Source organism: Rhizobium sp. BK602 (genome assembly GCF_014195095.1).
In the GTDB taxonomy this organism is placed as follows: domain Bacteria; phylum Pseudomonadota; class Alphaproteobacteria; order Rhizobiales; family Rhizobiaceae; genus Rhizobium.
Map to the genome: position 1 here is coordinate 43417 of NZ_JACIBC010000012.1, position 18152 is coordinate 61568.

An 18152-nucleotide genomic window follows, 5' to 3' on the forward strand; every position below is an offset into this window, starting at 1 on the left:
AGGTCCCTGCCGTTTTCACTCTTCGTAAAGGAATGGCGCGTCCGGGCGGCGCGGCTTTGTTTCAGACGCAGGGATGAATAAGGGGACCCGTGTGGCATCGATGACTTGGAAGGTGAGGCGCGGCGCGTTCGCGGCGACGGTTTTTGTAAGCGTTTCGGCCTATGCGGGGGCCGGCCAAGCACAGACAGCCAGCAAGCCGGCAACGGATGCCGGCCAGGCGACGGTCACCGTTTCCATCGCAGCCGGACCGTTGGAAGGCGCCATTCTGGCTTTCGGACGCCAGGCGAATATCCGGCTGCTCTATCCGACTGCGATAACGGCCGGAAAAACCACGCGCGGCGTGAGCGGAAATCTCTCCGCCAAGGCGGCGGTCGCGCAATTGCTCGCCGGTTCGGGACTTGCCTATAGCTTCACCGGCCCGAGCACCGTCCGCATCTACGACAAGACCGATCCGTCGGCGCAGGCCGGCGGCGTTGCGCCCGACGGCTCGACCATTCTGGAGCCGCTTGTCGTGCAGGGTCAGGACCAGGGCGTGACCGGTATCCTGGCGACGGACGGCTATGTCGGAAAATCCGGGCGGACGGCGACGAAGACCGATACGCCGATCGCCGAAACGCCTCAGTCCATTTCCACGGTCTCGCAGAAACAGCTGCAGGATCTGCGGCCGCAAAATCTGTCCGAAGCGCTGAACTATACGCCCGGCGCGCGCCTGGGACAGTATGGCGCCGAGCCGCGATATGATGCCTTCAAGGTCCGCGGCATCGATCTGACCTATACCGGCATCTTCCGCGACGGTCTTCGCCAGATCGCCAGCCCCAACGGCCTGTTCCGGCTGGAACCCTACGGCGTGGAGGCCATTGCCACGCTGCGCGGCCCCGCGGCGTCCGTTTATGGCGCCAGCAGCTCCGGCGGCATCGTCGACATCATTTCCAAGCGGCCGACGGAAGAAAAGCTGCGGGAGATCGAGGTCCAGTACGGCTCCTATGGCCGCCTCCAATCCGCCTTCGATTTTTCCGGGCCGGTCAACGACGACAATACGCTGCTCTATCGCCTGACGGGCCTGGTGCGCGACGGGCGCAACCAGATCGAAGCGATCAAGGACGACCGGCAATATATCGCGCCGGCGCTCACCTGGCAGCCCGACGAAGACACCAAGCTGACGCTGCTCGGCGAATATATGAACTCCACGACGGGTGGAACCTGGGGCTATATCAACAAGTACGGGCCGGCCGGCACCTCGATCGGCGCGACGTCCGAATATGGCGGCGATGCTCGCTTCAACGATTTCAAGCAGAAACAATGGCGGATCGGCTACGAGCTCGAACAGGCGCTGAGCGATTCCGTCACGCTCTATCACAAGCTGCGCTACTCCGACATCTCCGCCAGGCAGGAATGGGTCTTCGCCGATTATCCCGGCATCGTCCGCGAGGACAATAGCGGGCTTGCCACCGACACCTACCTCAAGACCGATTTCGACACCGGGCCGGCGAAGCATCAGCTCATCACCGGCATCGACTACAGCTACATGAAATATACGTCGCGCCAGGGCAGCGGTCCGGACCTGTTCACCGACACCTATACCTATATGCCTGACATCAACTACAGCGAAACCCAGAAGCAGAATTCGCTTGGCCTCTATGTGCAGGATCAGATCGAATACGATGCCTGGCGCTTTACTGCCGGCCTTCGCCACGATTGGCACAAGAGCGATTACACGCCCGGCGGCACGAGTTACTCCCGCGACGACAGCGAAACGACGTTCCGCGTTGGTCTCGGCTACGTCACGCCATGGAACGTCATGCCCTATGTCAGCTATGGCACGTCCTATGTCGCCAATCCCGGCGTGATCCAGACCTTCAACGGCGTTGCCCAGCAGGCTGAGCCGACGCTCGGCAAGCAGATCGAAGTCGGTGTTAAATACCAGATTCCCGACCGCAACGCCTCCATCACCGCGGCGCTGTTCAACATCGACCAGGAAAACGCCACCGTTTACGAAACCTCGTCCGGCATCAATCTCCTGCGTCAGCTCGACCTCAAGTCCCGTGGTTTCGAACTCGAGGCGACGGCGTCGCTGGATAACGGCCTGAACCTGATTGCCGCCTATTCCTACAACGACGTGGAAATCACCAAGCTGACCTCGGAAACCAAGGGCAATACGCTGAATTCCTCGCCGTACCACATGTTCTCGCTATGGGCCGATTACGAGGTGCAGAGCGGTGCGCTGGAGGGGTTGGGCATCGGGGCCGGTCTTCGCTATGTCGGTTCGAGCTTCGGCGACAATGTTCATACGCCGGTTCTCGACAACAAGGCGCGCACCTTCGTCGATGCCTCGCTTCGCTATGATCTCGGCAAGATCAATCCTTCGTTCGAGGGCGTGCGGCTGCAGGTCAATGCGACGAACCTGCTGAACGAGGTCAAGCAAGTCTGCACCACGGGCTTCTGCTACTGGGATGAGGGCCGCAAGGTGGTCGCCAGCGTGCGGTATCGCTTCTGATGGCGGCGGTTCCGTCCGTGTCGCGCTCTCCGTCTCCGGCCGCGGTCTTCATCGCGGTCGGGGGCCTTTATATTGCCCAGAGCGTCATCGGCGGCGTGACCATGCTCGGCCTGCCGGCGGTGTTGCGCGCACAGGGGCTGGCGCTGGACCAGATCGGCCTGCTCTATCTCACTGTCATTCCATGGGCACTGAAATTTCTCTGGTCGCCCTATGTCGAACGTTTTCGCCTGCCGGCGCAGGGGCGCAACCGCTCCCGCTCGATCGTATTTGCCGGCGGCTTGCTGTGTGCCGGCGGTCTCGCCGCGATCGGCCTGACCGGCCCTTATCCGCTGGCGCCGGTGCTGAGCATATTGATGCTCGTCGCGCTTATCACCTCCACGGTGGATATCGCCTGCGACGGCTATGCGGTCGAAACGCTTGCCAGGGAGTATCATGGCTGGGGAAATACCGCTCAGGTCGGCGGCTCCTATCTCGGCTCGGCGATCGGTGCCGGCCTGTTTCTCGTGCTGGTGGACCGCTCCGGCTGGACCCATGCGGTCTTCGCGATGGCCTTTCTCGTCATCATGCTTGGCCTGCCGTTCGTTTTCGGGCCGGCAGCCCGCAGTGTGCCGGAGACGCGGCCGCATGTGCCGTCGCTGCGTCTCGCGCTCAAGCGCCCGCAAGTGCAAAGGGGCCTGTTGATCGCCGCGATCTATGTCGCGGGCCAGAAATGGGGGCTCTCCATGCTTGGGCCGTTCCTGATCGATCGCGGCTTCGATCTGGCGACGATCGGCGCCTTGAACGGCGTCGGCAGCATGATCGTCGGTTTCAGCGGCGCGCTGCTCGGCGGCCTGCTGGTGCGGCTCTGGGGCGCTGCCACGGTACTTATCCTCGCGATCCTATCGCAGGCGATACTGCTGGGTGCCTTTGCATTCTTCAGCGTTAGCGACAGCTTACCAAATTTCCTCCTCATGCCGATCGCCATTGCCAGCTCGTCCGGCGTGATGTCCATCGGCTTCGTGGCGCTCTATTCGCAGTTCATGGGCTGGTCGGACCCGAAGCAGGCCGGGGTCGATTTCACGCTTTTTCAGTGTGCCGATGGCCTGGTCAGCATGACGGGCGGCCTTGGAGCCGGCTGGATCGCCGAGCATTTCGGCTATGCCGTTTTCTTCACCACGGCTGCCGTCATCGCCATCCTTGCCGTGCCGGTCATCGGCCTCTTGATGCGGGGAGCCGATAGCAATGCAATCACCATGGCGCGAGCGGCGGATGGTCGCTAGACATGCAGCGGGAGAACGAATTGCGAGCCAATACCCTTATTAGAAGCGAGCGGGCGGACGCGCTCGTTGCCGATTTTTCCGATCGTTTCCACGAGGTTGCGACTGTCGAGGCCGAGGGCGGCAAGGCAACGCTCATTTCCCGTTATGGCCGGGCCGACCTAGTCGCCAAGGGCGACGAGATATCGGTTGCGGTTTCGGCAAAGGACCAGATCGACCTTTGCTATATCAAGATGGTCGTGGCGGAGTATTTCTCGACGGCGGTTGGTTCCGATGCCGTGCATTGGTCCGGCGACGGCGAGGCCGGGAGCAGCCTGCCGCCGTTCTTCCGCGAGATGCGGGTCGTTTCGGCTGAGAACGTAACGCCGCAGATGCGCCGCTTGCGACTGAGCGGGAACGAACTGCACCATTTCGCCGCCGATGGGCTGCATGTGCGCCTGCTGTTTCCCCCGAAAGGATCCATGCCGGTCTGGCCCACGCTCGGTGCGGATGGACGGGTCGCCTGGCCGGGCGGAGCGGACAGGCTGGTGTCGCGTGTCTATACCATCCGCTCGCGGGACGCCGAACGCGGCGAGATCGAAATCGATTTCGCCCTGCATGAGCACGACGAGTGCGGCAGTCCCGGCGCGACCTTTGCGGAACAGGCGCAGCCGGGTGATCTCGTCGGCCTGTTCGCTCCGGCCGGCGGCGAGATCCCGAGGGCGCAGTCGCTCGTCCTCTGCGGCGACGATACCGCGCTTCCGGCCATCGCGCGCATATTGGAAGAAATCCCGCCGTTGGTGCGTGCGAGATTGTTCGTCGAGATCGACAATCCGGATTGCCGCTATGAATTGCCTGGCGGCGACAATATCGAGCTGACCTATCTTTACCGCCATGGCCGGCCGGCGGGGACGACCGGTCTACTATCCGAGGCGCTGAGCCGTCTCGATGTCGATAGTCTCGGAGAGGATACCTATTTCTGGGCAGGCTGCGAATTCGGCGATTTTGTCGAACTGCGCAAGCTCGCCCGGCGGAACTGGAAGCTGCCGCGCGAGCGGCATCTCGTCGTCGCCTTCTGGCGGCGGGGTTTCGCGGAAGGGCAAGCGGCAGCGTGACGCTGGCGAGGATCGTCATTGCATCGCCCGCTCCCACGTCAGCCGGCATGCCCCGAACGATCCGTGCTCAATAGGTGAGCGTCACGACCACCGTATCGGTATAGGTCCCGGGTGTCGGCGTGTGCTGCGCCGGCACGCGGCCATAGACAGTCAGGATCTGGGCGGCGCCATTTCCGGTTCCCGCCACCGTGCTGCCCGGCGTGGCCGCATCGCCCCAGGGCTGCGATCGGTTGGTGTCCTTATAGAGCCCGTAGGTGACGGTTTCGGCCCCCTTCGCCATCTTGCGCGCCGTCGGCGCGGCGTTGGCTGTGCCGCCGCTCAAGGAAATCGTATAGGTCGTTCCGGGCGTGCAGGTCGCGGTGACCGAACCCGTGGCGTCGACATTGGCGCTGAGAACACCTCGGGTGCCGAAGTCGACATTCTCCACGCTGACCAGGCAATTGGCCGCGACGCTGGCATTGACGGCGAAGGACACGGTTGCCAGCGTTCCGGACGGCGCATCGCAGTTGGTGTCGCTGGTGTAGCGATAGATGAAATACGTGTCGGCTGCCGAAAAACTCGAAAGATAAGATCCAGGCGCCGCCGCGCCCTGGGAACCGAATACCGTGCCGTAGACGGTGGTGGACCCATTGGCGAATCCGAGAAGGTTCAGCGACAAGGCATAGGGCGGCGGCTTGGCGGAATAGGCCCAGTTGTTGGAGCCCCAGATCACGCTCCGCCCGGAATCGGAGTAGAACTGGTAGTTCAGGCTGGAGGCGCCATTGAGCATCTGGCGCGCCGCCGCCGAGGACGCGCCGCCGCTGCCGGCCCCGATGCCGGGGCAGATCAGGATCCGCCGCTGCGTGAGAAGTTCTCCGGTGCAGCTGACACTGATCGTCGAGGTCGAGTTGACCGCGCCACCGGACAGGGTATCGACCGCGCCGAAGCTCATGTCGGTGGCCGTGAAGCTGCAGGCCTGCGCAAGACACAAGGAAGGCAGCAGCAGGAACAGCAGGAAACTGATGGCGCCGCGCATTTTCGCTCCTCTGCTCATAAGCATTTCACGTCGCTGATGACGACCTGGCTGCCGCGTTGTGGCCTATAGGCGAATTTCGCGTGGCATTTGCCGCCGTCCTGCAGCAGGACGTCGATCGCGTTGCGTGCGCCAAGGCCGCGGATATAGGCCTGTCCGTCATAGCCGATGACGAATTCCTCGCCTGTGCCCTGTAATTTTCCGCTGACGCCGGCCGGAAGCGGCGTGCCGTTCCTGTCGGTGATCGTGACCAGTGCCGCCTGTGGCGTCTCCGACACGCCGAACTTGACGACGACGCCGCTGCGGTCGGCGGGAACCACCACTTCCTTGGTCGCCGGCACTTCGGCATCGACGGGCAGGTTCTTCGGATCGATCGACACGGTGTTCGGCTCATAGGAATTGAGGTTCGGCACGAGGATGCGGCCGCTGCTGCCGGTCTTGCCGATCGGCCTGTTCTGCTGTTGCACCTCGACGCCCGGCGTTCCGACGTCGACCACGGCGAAGGCATCGTCGATGCGGTTGGAGGCAAAGACATCGCCGCCGGCAACGGCGATGGCGCCGTCCATCTGCGCGGTGGCGCGGACGTTCTTGTCATATTGCTGGACGCCCGCCTCGAAGCGCGCAAAGGGCGCGCGATAGCTGATCGCCGCCTGCCGGTTGGTGTCCTTTCCTTCCGAGGTGCGCGCGCGCCAGCCGATGCTGCCGTTCTCCTGCTGCTGCGACTTGGAGATATCGGCAACGACATTGAAGCCATCCGGGCCGCTTTCGATGCCGGTGCTGGCGGAGATATTGTCGCCGAAGGGGATCGAAACGCCGGCGAAGATCCCGAAACTTCTGCTGTTGTCGAGATCGGCAAAGGCGGACGCATAGAAGCTGGCGCGTTTGAAGGTCTGGCTGTAGGAGAGGCCGGCGATCTGGCTTTTCTCGCCAGTCGCGCTTTCGAGCCGCGTGTAGGACAGGTTGAGGCTGGAGAGGTCCAGCGGAGCGGGAATGCTCAAGGTGACCTGATCGATCGCCCGGGGCACGCCGGCACTGAGCACGATGAAATCCCCCGAACCGGTATGCGTCGGTTCGGCCGTGACCGAGGCTATGTCGTCGTAATCGTCGAAGCTGCGCTGCATGCGCGCATAGACAGACCAGTCGTTGTAGCTCATTTCCAGCGTGGCGTTGAAGAGGGTGCCTGAGCGGCCGCCGCTGGCGCTTGCCGCAACCGCCGCCGATGCCACGCCCCAGGCGCCGACGGGAAAGGCGGCACCGACGCCGCCATTGAGGAGGTTCTGGCCGCCCTCGAAATGGCCTTCCAGGGTCAGCCAGTCCCTCACCCCGTAGCGCATCGTGGCGACGCCCATGATGCGATCGTCATAATCATTGGATTCGACGCCGAAGTTGCGGCGCGGGACGCCGATTTCGGCGGAGAAGTCGTATAGATCCTGGCGCAGCAGCAGGCTTGACGAATAGAACGGCAGGGTCGTCGTGGTTTCGCGACCGAGGCTGTCGCGCAGGACGACGCGGGCCTCGCCGGCGCCGGAAAAGACCGGCAGATTGGTGACCTGATAGGGGCCGGCCGGCACATCGCCGGAATAGGAACGCACGTTCTGGGTATAGATCTCCAGTGTCGATGGAACGGCGGCGGTTCCCCGGAACGCGGGAAGCGGCTCCGTCACCAGGTCGGAGCGCAGCGCGAAATTGCGCTGCGCCTGGATGCCGCCGAAATAGACCGGGCGGGTCCATGAGAGGCCGCTGGTGGTGAAATCGCCCACGCGGTAGGTGACGAGGTTTTTTGGGTCGGAATAGCTCCAGGTGGTGTTGAGGCGGGTGATGCCGTCGAGACTGCCGTCGGAATAGCCGGTTATGAAGGATTGGCTCAAGGTACCGTAAGGGCTGAAGACACGGGCATCGAATGAGCCGGATATGCCCTGAAAGACGTCGAGATCGTTCTCGGACAGGCTGTTGGAGCTGGCAAAGAGCGAATAGTTGAGCACGCCGCCGTAGCTGGACTGGGCTTGCGGGATATCGCGCTTCTGCTTTGTCCTGACATCGATGACGCGCGCCGCGCGGCCGTCATCGCTTGCGGTGACGTAAAGCCGCTGGCCGAGCACGTCGACCCGATAGGCGATATCGCTGAGATCGCCAAGGCGGATCAGCTCGTCGTCGCCGGCGCCGGCCGGAGGTCTTATGCCGACTTCGCGAAGCTCTCCCGCCGTCGCCGCAAGCGAGCCATCGCGCCGTTGCTTGAAATCGCCGATCATATTCATCGGGATGTCGTTGATGAACACTTCAAGGAGGAGATCCTGCGTATCGGCGGGCATGCCATCGGTTTCTGCCGCTATCGGCTCGTTCGGCACTTCTTGCGCGTTCAGCGCCGAAACGGGGAGAAGGGCACAGGCGGCAGCGATCCAGACGCTGGAGCAATTCCGGCAAAAGCGCGAAGCGGTTTTCCGCCCGGACTTGCATAAAAACAAAGAGGTAGAGCGTTTCAGCGACCCTATGAAGCGCCGAAGCGCTCTAGCGCTTCGTGACGGCGATATTGGCATTGAACGGCCCAAGATCGCTTTGGCCCTGCAGGGTTATCGTTCCGCCGGAAAGGGATTTCGCACTGCCCACAGGCCATTGCATGGTTGCGCCGCCGAGCACATAGCCGACCAAGCCGTTGCGGCCGCCGATCTTCGCGGCGCCCTGCTTGATGGTCACGTTCGACAGGCGGAAGCGGCTGTCGCCGTTGTTCTTGCCGGTCAGCAGCAGGCTGCCCCCTTGCTGGCTCAGGTTCCATGACACGTCGGCGGCCTTGGCGCCGGCATCGCGGAAGAAGACCGGGATGGAATGGCGCATGATCAGGGTGACGGTACCGGCTTTCGCGCGGGAGGGGTCCGGCAGTTCGTCGACGATGACGCGGTATGTTTCCTCCGCGCGCACCGGCGCCTTGCTGGTTCGAACCACCCTGACCACATATTCGCCGTTCGGGCCTATCTTGGTGGCGGGCGGGCTGGCGACGACGGTCGTCGTCGGCTCCAGCCGCTCGATGCCGCCCGTCTGGCTCCACTTGAACACGCGCACCTGCACGTTGATGGGATGATCGCCGTCATTGGTCAGGTTGAGCACGCCGGCGCTATCGGGTGCGATGAGCTCGAGATTGGTTGGTGCCACGCGCAGGGAGGCGGCGTTCGCCAAACACGCGCCCAGCAGAAAAAGCACAATCGTGGCAAGGCATGAAAACATGCGTCGCATAGCAGCCCTCAAGGGTCCAATGTGTTCAGTAGGTAACGGTAATCGCCACCGTATCGGTATAGACGCCGGCGGCCGGCGTGGTCTGCGGCGGAACCCGTCCGTAAACCGTGATGTTCTGGACGTCGCCGTTACCGGTTCCGGAGACCGTATCCGTGCCGATCGTCGTACCCCAGAGCTGGCTGTGGTTGGTGTCGCGGTAAAGGCTGTAATTGATGGTGGCTGACGCCGGTCCTGTCATCTTGCGCACGGTCGTCGTCGCACCCGAACCTGCGCCGGCGCTCAGGCCGACATTGTATGTCTGTCCGCTCGTGCATTGAACACCGATCGTACTGGTCTGGTCGGTATTGGCATCGAGAACGCCCTTGGTGCCGAAATCGAGATCGCTGGCTGTCTGGATCTTGCACTCGGCCTGGATGGTGATGCGGACCGTCATGTTGCCGGTTGCCACCGCGGCAATGGCAGGTGCCTGGACTATCGACATTGCAGCACCGGCGAGCACGGCAATGCGTAAGGCTTTCAGCATTTGACTTCCCCTCCGCAAGCTCCCCACGAACTTGCTAATATCCTAAATTAATCATATAGGGGCGCCAATGGCAATAAGGCGGGACAATATTAAGTTGTTTTTCGAGCAAAACGGCCTGGTCCCGCAGGATAAATAATATTCGTCCGCAATGTACCGGAATAGGCATATTCCGGCAGCACGAAACAGTTAATAAACCTTGAAAATATAGTATCCGGTCGAGATTGGGGCGGATGTGCCGACCTCTGTCCTCCCTACACGAACTGCAGCTCATGCGGGTGTGAAATCGCCGGTGCATCGAGAGGCCGAGATACGGCCGACTATCGAGCGCCCATCCTCGGGTTTCGGATTTTCATCGTGATTCGTGCAGCCAGAAGCCTCGCGCGACAGGACGCCGTCGACCATCGCCGGTTCCTGGGATGAGCGGCGCCCATAGAAACTTTGTCTGCCCCCATCTGGCGAAGCGTCGTGTAACGATCATGACCGCATCAATTGAACGGTTGCCTCAAGCCCGAGGGCGGGTGGCCGAACGCCGTGAATGGTAGAGACAGAATGGATCTGCACAAGATCAAGACGCTGATCGAATTTGTCGGTCGATCGCGAGTTTTGGAGTTGACCGTACAGGATGGCGGCACCACCGTCCGGATATTCGGCAACTCCATGCAAGCGACTGGCCCCTCCATCGATGCCGGCAAAATTCAACAATCGCTGAATGCGCCGAAATCCGCAGCCCAGCCCCTCGGGGATAACAAGGGCAGCGGTATCGTGACCGCGCCGATTTCGGGCCTGCTGCACCGTTCTCCAAGTCCGGGCGCGCCATCCTTCGTCGAGGCTGGCGATCGTGTCGAGCCGGGACAGGGCCTTTGCATCATCGAAGCGATGAAAGTCTTCAGCACGGTATCCGCCCCCAAGGGCGGATCGGTCCTGCGTATCCTCGTTTCGGACGGGGAAGAGGTCGAGGCGGGTCAGTCGCTGATGGAGATCGCCTGATGCCGGCCCATGCTGCTCCCATCGACGGTCCACGCCGCTTCAATTCCGTGCTGATCGCCAATCGCGGCGAGGTGGCGCTGCGCATCCAGCGTGCATGCCGGGAGCTGGACCTGCGGACGATCATGATCTGTTCGGAAGCCGACCGGAATGCTCCCTATATGGCAACGGCGGACGAGGTGATCTGCATCGGGCCGTCGCGGCCGGGCCAGAGCTATCTCAATCAGGCGGCCATCCTCCTTGCCCTGCGCACGACGGGGGCCGGGGCCGTGCATCCCGGGTACGGGTTCCTGTCGGAAAATGCCGGTTTTGCTGAAGCCGTGGAGGCGGTCGGTACGGTTTTCATCGGACCGCCGGCCTCGGCGATCCGCATCATGGGCGACAAGATCGCCGCCAAGCGGGCGATGATGGCCGCCGGCGTTCCCTGCGTGCCGGGGCCGGATACGGCGCTTCCCGATGAGATCGCCGAGATCAAGGCGATCGCTGCCGAAATCGGCTATCCGGTGATCGTGAAGGCGGCGGGTGGCGGTGGCGGCAGGGGAATGCGCGTCGCCCATGATCCGGCCGAACTCGAGGCTGCCGTGACGGTTACCCGCGAGGAGGCCCGCCGGGCCTTCGGCAATCCCGAGCTTTACATCGAGAAGTTTCTGGAACAGCCGCGCCATGTCGAGATCCAGCTTCTGTGCGACGAGCATGGCAACGCCCTATGGCTTGGCCATCGCGATTGCTCGATGCAGCGGCGCCATCAGAAGGTGGTCGAGGAGGCGCCGGCTCCCGGCCTTTCCGCCGATCTGGCCGCCGCCATCGGTGCGCGTTGCGCCGAGGCCTGCCGCCAGATCGGCTATCGCGGTGTCGGCACGTTCGAATTCCTCTATGAGAATGGCGAGTTCTATTTCATCGAGATGAATACGCGCCTGCAGGTCGAGCATCCGGTCACGGAGATGACCTCGGGCATCGACATCGTGCGTGAGCAGCTTCGTGTCGCCCAGGGACTGCCTGTCGACCTGTCCCAGGCCGAGGTTGCGACAGTCGGACATGCTTTCGAATGCCGTATCAATGCCGAAGACCCACTGACCTTCGCCGCGTCTCCCGGGCTCGTAACCGGCCTGCAATGGCCGGGCGGTCCCGGCGTGCGCGTCGATAGCCATCTGGTCGCCGGTTACAAAGTGCCCTCGCATTACGACTCCTTGATTGGGAAGCTCATCGTGCACGCGCCGACGCGGGAGCAGGCGATCCGCCGCATGCGGGTGGCTCTGGCGGATACGCGGATCGACGGGATCGCGACCAATCTTTCGCTGCATCGGCGGATTTTCGAGGACCCGGCCTTCTGCGCGGGGGCGACGGACATCCATCATCTCGAAAAATGGTTGGGCGGGCAAAAGCCATGATGAGGCGTCCGAAAAAACAGCCGACCGGCATGACGGCGGCGCTCACCGATCCCGCCGTCATCGGCGAAATTCTGGGCTGGCTCGAAGCCGCCGGCGTCGATGCCATCGAGATCGAAACCGAGGGCGGCCCGTTTATCCGCATCGTGGCGGGAGCCTCGTCGCCGCCGGCGGCCGCCGGTGCTATCGCTGACGAACCTTCGCCCACCCGCTCGGCGCCACCTGCCGTCAAGGCACCGGTCGCCGGCCATTTCGTCGCGGCGCATTCGGGCAACGATATCGTCCTTGCCGGGGAGGGAACTCCCGTTCTGCCGGATCAGATCGTCGGCTTCGTGACGATCGGGCCCATGCTCGTGCCGGTGCGGGTTCCGGAAAGCGGCATCCTCGGCAAATGCGGTGTCGAGACCGGTGCGCTGGTCGGTTACGGTGATACCCTCTTTCCGGTCGAGGCGGCGCAATGAAAGTCATGGAGGCTGCCATTCTCTCCGCTCCGTCCGTCATCAAGCCGGCATCCGTCGAGGCCGCGAAGGTCTCGGTTATCGGCACGCGGTCCTATCTGATCGAGGCTCCCGGTCCGTTCGATCTGCCGGCGCAGCGCCGAATTTGGGCTCTTGCGCAAGCCGTCGAAGCATGGCCCGAGGTGCGCGAGGCCGTTCCCGGCATGACGAACCTGCTTGTCATTCTGAAGAACACACCGGAAGAGCCGGATCGCATCGAGGCACGGCTTCGCGCCGAATGGGAGCGGGGGCGCGATATCGACTTGCCGGGCAAACTGGTGGAAATACCGGTCACCTATGGCGGCGAACACGCGACCGACCTTGCCGCCATCTGCGATTTCACCGGTCTTGGCGATCGCGAGGTGGTGCGTCTGCACCATGAGGGCAGCTACACTGTCTTTGCGCTCGGAAGCGCGCCGGGCTTCGCTTATCTCCACGGTCTCGACCCACGCATCCATATGCCACGCAAGACCGTGCCGTCGCTGAGGATGCTCAAGGGAACGGTGACGATCGGCGGCATGCAGACTGGCGTTTCGGCGCTGACGGGGCCGAATGGCTGGAATTCCATCGGCTTTGCCGAACTCTCGGTCTTCGATCCACGGCAGGCATCGCCGGCGCTGCTGGCGCCCGGCGACAGGGTGCGCTTTCTCCCCGAAAGGATCGAGCTATGATCGCAGTGCTCGAAACCGGTCCGCTCAATACCGTTCAGGATCTCGGCCGCTTCGGATATCGCAGCATCGGCGTGACCTCCAGCGGAGCCATGGATGAACTGGCGCTGACGATCGGCAACGTGCTGCTCGGCAACCATGACGGCGCGGCGGCGCTGGAGATCCAGACATTTCCGTTTCGTCTCCAATTTGACAAGGACACGGTCATCGCCATCACCGGCGCCGATTGCGGCGCGCATCTCAACGGGAAACCATTGCCGTCCTGGTGGGCGATGCCGGTTGGCGCCGGACAGGTGCTGGAGCTCAAGACGCCGCTCAAATCGGCCCGGGCCTATCTATGTGTTCAAGGCGGGATCGAGGTCGAGCCGATGCTGGGATCGCGCAGCACCTCGCTTCGCGGGGCGTTCGGTGGCCTGGAGGGCCGTTTCCTGGCGGCCAACGACCGGCTGGTCATCGCAGATGCGCGGCCCTGCTCGGTGCCATCGGGTGGCTTCGGCGTCATGCCTCCGGAGGTCGCGCTGAAGGCGCATTTTCCGGTCGCGGAGGATGGCACGCTGCTCATCCGCGCCATACCCGCCGGCGAGCACGATCTCTTCGGCTCGGAGGCGGAACGCTTCTGGTCGCAGAGCTGGAAGATATCCTCCCAGAGCGACCGCACGGGCTACCGGCTCTCCGGAGAGCCCATCAGGCTCGCCGCGCCCGTCGAGATGCGCTCGCATGGCGTGGTGCCCGGCGTCGTCCAGATGCCGCCCGCGGGCGAGCCGATCATTCAGATGAGCGACGCCAATACCGCCGGGGGCTATCCGAAGATCGCGGGTGTGGTGGAGATCGACCTCTGGCGGCTGGGACAAGCCCGCATCGGCAGCCGCATTCGGTTCGTCCGCTCGAGCGCGCGCGAGGCGCTTTCCATCGAGCGGGCAGTGACAGCCTATGTCGACGATATCAGGCGGACGGCTCCCATGCTCGGCGAGGCGCTGGCGGCGATGTCGCGCCGCTGACATGCGGCTTCGAGGGTTAAGCAGGAGGCAGGAATGAAGATCGATCTCAATTCGGACATGGGCGAAGGTTTCGGCCCCTATCGGCTGTGCGACGACGCTGCCCTCATGGACGTGGTGTCGTCCGCCAATATCGCCTGCGGCTTTCATGCGGGCGATCCGGACACGATGGCGCGCATGGTGCGGCTGGCGAAGGCAAGGGGCGTCGGCGTCGGCGCCCATCCAGGCCTGCCTGATCGCCTCGGTTTCGGGCGCCGGGAGATGCCGGTCGAGCCGGACGAGATGCGCCAGCAGGTGCTCTATCAGCTCGGTGCCCTCAAGGCGATCGCCAGGGGAGAAGGCGTGCCCGTCGCCCATATCAGCTTCCATGCGGCCATGGGCTCGATGATCAGCCGCGATCCGGCGCTGGCGGACCTGATCATGCAGGCGGTCGCCCTCGTTGACGACGGGCTCATCGTCTATTGCATGCCCGACAGCGAAATCGAGCGGGCCGCGAAACGGTCCGGGCTGCGGACGCTCACCCTCTTTCTCGCCGACAGGGCCTATGATGCTAGCGGCCAGCTCGTATCGCGCAAATTGCCGAATTCCGTCCTCAAGGATGAGGGCAAGGTGCGGGCGAGGGTGCGACAGTTCCTCGAAAGCGGCACGGTCACGACCATCGACGGCCAGACGATCGCCATGCCGGCCCGGTCGATCCTGGTTCACAGCGACACGCCCGGATCTCTTGAACTCGCCCGGATCGTTCGCAGCGAAATAGAGGCGGCGGGCGCGACGATCGCGCCCGCGCGCGATGTCCTTGCCTGAACCGGGACGCAATCCCGCGACCAACCCATCATCGAAAGCACGAAAACGATGCCAGCCTTAGCCGACCGTCTCAAGAATGTTTCCATATCCGCTTCTGCCGTCATGACGCAGCGCGCGCGCGACCTTGCCGCCAAAGGGATCAACGTCATCTCACTGTCGTCGGGCGAGCCGGATTTCCCGACGCCCGCGCATGCGATCGAGGCGGCCCATGCCGCGGCTCTCGCCGGTGATACCAAATATCCGCCGCTCGACGGTACGGTGGCCCTGAAGGCGGCGATCGCGCGCAAGTTCAAGCGTGATAACGGCCTGGACTACGATCCCGGCCAGATTCTGGTGTCCGGCGGCGGCAAGCAGGTCATCTTCAACGCCGTGCTCGCCACCTGCAATCCCGGTGATGAGGTGGTCATCCCGTCTCCGGCCTGGATCAGCTATGCCGATATCGTGCGCTTTGCCGGCGGTCTGCCGGTCGCGGTCGAGTGCCGGCAGGAAAACGGCTTCAAGCTGAAGGCGGAGGATCTCGAAGCTGCGATCACGCCGCGCACCAAATGGCTATTCCTCAATTTTCCGAACAATCCGACCGGTGCCGCCTGCTCGCGCAAGGACATGGCTGACATCGCGCAGGTGATGCTCCGGCATCCCGACGTCTGGATCATGACCGACGACATCTATGAGCATCTGATCTACGACGATTTCGAATTCTGCACCATCGCCGAGGTGGAGCCGCGGCTTTACGATCGGGTTCTGACCGTCAACGGCGCCTCGAAGGCCTATGCAATGACCGGCTGGCGCCTGGGCTTCTGCGGCGGGCCGAAGGATCTCATTTCGGCCATCAGCAATGTCAACGGCCAGAACAGCGGCGGGATCTCGACGATCACGCAGGCTGCCGCCGTCGCGGTTCTGGACGGGCCGCAGGATCTCCTGAAGGAGCGCGCCGCGATCTATCGCAAGCGTCGCGATTTCGTGCTCGACCGGCTGGCCGGCATCGACGGGCTGACCTGCCACAAGCCCGAAGGCGCCTTCTACATCTTCCCGAGCATCGCCGGCCTTATCGGCAGGACCAGCAAGTCCGGCCGCAGGATAGAGAGTGACACGGATTTCGTCCTGGGCCTCGTCGAGGAACAGCATGTGACGACCGTGCAGGGGGCGGCTTACGGCATGAGCCCGTTCTTGCGGATCTCCTATGCGACGAGCATGGAAAAACTGGCCGAAGGCTGCGACCGTATCGCCGAGTTCTGCCGCGGCTTGAAATGATCCATGGGCGGCCGGGCGGCTATTTGAGCCGTTCGGCCAGTTCCTTGAGGATGTCCTGCACGGCGGCGGCCGGCTCCGAGAGCGATGCGTGCTCGGAGACACATAGCGACAGCGTCTCCTCGATCTTCGGCGTCAGGCTGCGGCGGATGGTCGGGCCGTCGCCCTCGGAAATGATGCGGTCTGCCACCGCCTTGGGCATGATCGTCGCGCCGAGGCCGGAATTGACCGCTCGCGCCAGCGTGCGGATGACCTCGACCTCGCCGATCACGGTCAGGTTGGCGCGGCTCCGCGCGAAGGCGGTCTCCACCGCGCGCCGTACGAAGTTGTAGGATGGCGGCAGCAGCAGGGGCAGGGATTCGAGCGCGGAGATCGGAAGCGGCGCATCGCCGGCCTCGATCCCGAATTTCTCATGCGCGACGAGATAGAAATCCTCCCGCAGCAGAGGCGAGAAGCGCAGGCCTTTCATCGGGCCGGCGCCATGGATCAGCGCGATTTCCAGCCGGTTGTTCATCAGCATCTGGCTGTAGGTCTGGCCGACGCTTTCGGTCAGGTGCAGCACGATGCCGGGATAGCGGCGCCGCGTCTCCGCCAGAAGTTCGTAGGAGAGCGTCGCCGCGCTGCTGAAGGGGGTGAGGCCGACGGAAACGCGGCCTGCCAGATACTTGCCCGCGGCCGTGACATCGGCATGCGCCTGTTCCATCTGCCGCAGGATGATCTGCGCGTGCCGATAGACCTCCGCGCCGGCATCGGTCATGACCACGCCCTGCTGGCTGCGGATCAGAAGCTTGGTGCCGAAATGCTCCTCGAGCGCGGCAAGCTGCTGGCTGAGCGCCGGCTGCGCGATATGAAGAATGTCGGCAGCTCTTGTGATGCTGCCTGTATCGACGATCACGACGAAGGATTTGAAACGCCTGGTATCCATTCGAGTTTAACGCTCACCTCCGCGGCCGACCGCCGCATGTCTCATCTGACTGTTAGCCTGCCATGCGCCGCCCCCAAAGCACTTTTTTGGATGGAAAAGAGGGCGCCAAGTCGATCGCGGGTCGGTCGCGGGCATGCAAAGCATGGGGATTTCCTGAATGAAATCAAAGCGCTGTCATGACGGAACAGACCTCATAAGATAGGCTTATCCCTCCAAAGATAATCGGAATTATCGCGCGATGGAAAGCTCGGCTAAGGTTCCGGAAACATAAGGGAACAGGTGATGCCATTTTCTGACTATAAGGCCGCGCTGGTGACCGGCGCCTCTTCAGGAATCGGAGCAGCGATCGTCGAGCGCCTGTGCGCCGAGGGGCTGGAGGTCCATGCCATCGCCCGCAGCGCCGAGCCCTTGCGCAGGCTCGCGGAGCGCACCGGCTGCATCGCCCATGTGATCGACGTCACCGACCGCGAAGCCCTTCGCGATCTGACCGGGCGCATCCCGTTCGACATTCTCGTCAACAATGCCGGCGTCGACCGTCCCAAGAAATTTCTCGACGCCGACGAAGGCGACATCGATCTCCTGGTCGACGTCAATCTGCGCGCGGTCCTGCATCTTTGCCGCATGGTGGTGCCGGGCATGGTGGCGCGCGATTGCGGGCATGTCATCAACATCTCCTCGATCGCCGGGGCTTATAATTTCGGTGGCAATTCCTCCTATCATGCGACGAAGGCCGGCATCAGCATGCTGTCGAACCAGCTTCGCCTCGATGCCTTCGGCAAGCGGGTACGCGTGACGGAGATCTGCCCCGGCCGCGTTGCCACCGATATCTTCGCGCATGTGCATGGTGACAGCCCCGAGGTGCGCGAGCGCTTCATCGACGGCTTCGAACTGCCCGAGGCAAAAGATATCGCCGATGCCATCGCCTTTGCGATTGCCGCGCCCGTCGCCGTCAACATCGGTCACATGGAAATCACGCCGACGCTTCAGGTGATGGGAGGCTTGCAGACCGCAAAGCCCCAGACCCCGAAGCGTGGGGAGTGAG

The 18152-nt window shown here is 63.2% G+C and carries 16 protein-coding genes; 11 read left to right on the forward strand and 5 right to left on the reverse strand.

The window, feature by feature from the left end; all coding sequences use genetic code 11:
• The first annotated feature begins 100 nt into the window (after positions 1-100).
• The 3 genes from FHX11_RS27950 to FHX11_RS27960 are packed head-to-tail and all read left to right on the forward strand — an operon-like array spanning position 101 to position 4844.
• Positions 101-2494 (forward strand): TonB-dependent siderophore receptor, encoded by a 2394-nt coding sequence (locus tag FHX11_RS27950; protein ID WP_246781186.1) that lies wholly within the window; start codon positions 101-103, stop codon positions 2492-2494.
• The gene (locus FHX11_RS27955) at positions 2494-3753 is read left to right on the forward strand and encodes an MFS transporter (protein WP_184364095.1); all 1260 of its coding nucleotides are present in this window, start codon (positions 2494-2496) and stop codon (positions 3751-3753) included. The genes FHX11_RS27950 and FHX11_RS27955 overlap by 1 nt, the downstream gene beginning before the upstream one ends.
• A 20-nt stretch (positions 3754-3773) precedes the next feature.
• Positions 3774-4844 (forward strand): siderophore-interacting protein, encoded by a 1071-nt coding sequence (locus tag FHX11_RS27960; RefSeq protein WP_184364097.1) that lies wholly within the window; start codon positions 3774-3776, stop codon positions 4842-4844.
• Between the two features lie 67 nt (positions 4845-4911).
• Here the strand turns inward: FHX11_RS27960 and FHX11_RS27965 are convergent, their stop codons facing one another.
• The 4 genes from FHX11_RS27965 to FHX11_RS27980 form a co-directional block, all read right to left on the reverse strand.
• Positions 4912-5859 (reverse strand): spore coat protein U domain-containing protein, encoded by a 948-nt coding sequence (locus tag FHX11_RS27965; RefSeq protein WP_184364100.1) that lies wholly within the window; start codon positions 5857-5859, stop codon positions 4912-4914.
• 14 nt (positions 5860-5873) lie between these two features.
• On the reverse strand, positions 5874-8165 hold the full coding sequence (locus FHX11_RS27970; protein WP_246781177.1) for a fimbria/pilus outer membrane usher protein: 2292 nt from the start codon (positions 8163-8165) through the stop codon (positions 5874-5876).
• A 196-nt stretch (positions 8166-8361) separates the two neighbouring features.
• Positions 8362-9081, reverse strand: a complete 720-nt coding sequence (locus tag FHX11_RS27975) for a molecular chaperone (protein ID WP_184364104.1) — start codon at positions 9079-9081, stop codon at positions 8362-8364.
• Positions 9082-9106: 25 nt separating this feature from the next.
• The gene (locus tag FHX11_RS27980; protein WP_184364106.1) at positions 9107-9604 is read right to left on the reverse strand and encodes a spore coat U domain-containing protein; all 498 of its coding nucleotides are present in this window, start codon (positions 9602-9604) and stop codon (positions 9107-9109) included.
• Positions 9605-10153: 549 nt separating this feature from the next.
• Between FHX11_RS27980 and FHX11_RS27985 the strand changes: the two genes are divergently transcribed.
• The 7 genes from FHX11_RS27985 to FHX11_RS28015 are packed head-to-tail and all read left to right on the forward strand — an operon-like array spanning position 10154 to position 16188.
• Positions 10154-10591, forward strand: a complete 438-nt coding sequence (locus tag FHX11_RS27985) for a biotin/lipoyl-containing protein (RefSeq protein WP_184364107.1) — start codon at positions 10154-10156, stop codon at positions 10589-10591.
• Positions 10591-11976 (forward strand): acetyl-CoA carboxylase biotin carboxylase subunit, encoded by a 1386-nt coding sequence (gene accC / locus FHX11_RS27990; protein WP_184364108.1) that lies wholly within the window; start codon positions 10591-10593, stop codon positions 11974-11976. Before FHX11_RS27985 ends, accC begins: the two co-directional genes overlap by 1 nt.
• A complete protein-coding gene (locus FHX11_RS27995; protein ID WP_184364109.1) occupies positions 11973-12434 on the forward strand; it encodes a hypothetical protein in 462 nt (153 codons plus the stop codon). Before accC ends, FHX11_RS27995 begins: the two co-directional genes overlap by 4 nt.
• Positions 12431-13141 carry a 5-oxoprolinase subunit PxpB gene (pxpB, locus tag FHX11_RS28000; protein ID WP_184364111.1) on the forward strand — a complete coding sequence of 237 codons (711 nt, stop codon included), beginning with the start codon at positions 12431-12433 and terminating at the stop codon, positions 13139-13141. The genes FHX11_RS27995 and pxpB overlap by 4 nt, the downstream gene beginning before the upstream one ends.
• Complete coding sequence (locus FHX11_RS28005; RefSeq protein ID WP_184364112.1) at positions 13138-14136, forward strand: biotin-dependent carboxyltransferase family protein; 999 nt, start codon at positions 13138-13140, stop codon at positions 14134-14136. Before pxpB ends, FHX11_RS28005 begins: the two co-directional genes overlap by 4 nt.
• A 33-nt stretch (positions 14137-14169) precedes the next feature.
• The gene (locus FHX11_RS28010; protein ID WP_184364113.1) at positions 14170-14937 is read left to right on the forward strand and encodes a 5-oxoprolinase subunit PxpA; all 768 of its coding nucleotides are present in this window, start codon (positions 14170-14172) and stop codon (positions 14935-14937) included.
• A gap of 48 nt (positions 14938-14985) precedes the next feature.
• On the forward strand, positions 14986-16188 hold the full coding sequence (locus tag FHX11_RS28015; RefSeq protein WP_184364114.1) for a pyridoxal phosphate-dependent aminotransferase: 1203 nt from the start codon (positions 14986-14988) through the stop codon (positions 16186-16188).
• 19 nt (positions 16189-16207) lie between these two features.
• Here the strand turns inward: FHX11_RS28015 and nac are convergent, their stop codons facing one another.
• Positions 16208-17110 carry a nitrogen assimilation transcriptional regulator NAC gene (nac, locus tag FHX11_RS28020; protein WP_184364115.1) on the reverse strand — a complete coding sequence of 301 codons (903 nt, stop codon included), beginning with the start codon at positions 17108-17110 and terminating at the stop codon, positions 16208-16210.
• A 282-nt stretch (positions 17111-17392) separates the two neighbouring features.
• Here nac and FHX11_RS28025 point away from each other — a divergent pair, with 282 nt between their 5' ends.
• On the forward strand, positions 17393-18151 hold the full coding sequence (locus FHX11_RS28025; RefSeq protein WP_184364116.1) for an SDR family oxidoreductase: 759 nt from the start codon (positions 17393-17395) through the stop codon (positions 18149-18151).
• Position 18152 lies beyond the last annotated feature (1 nt).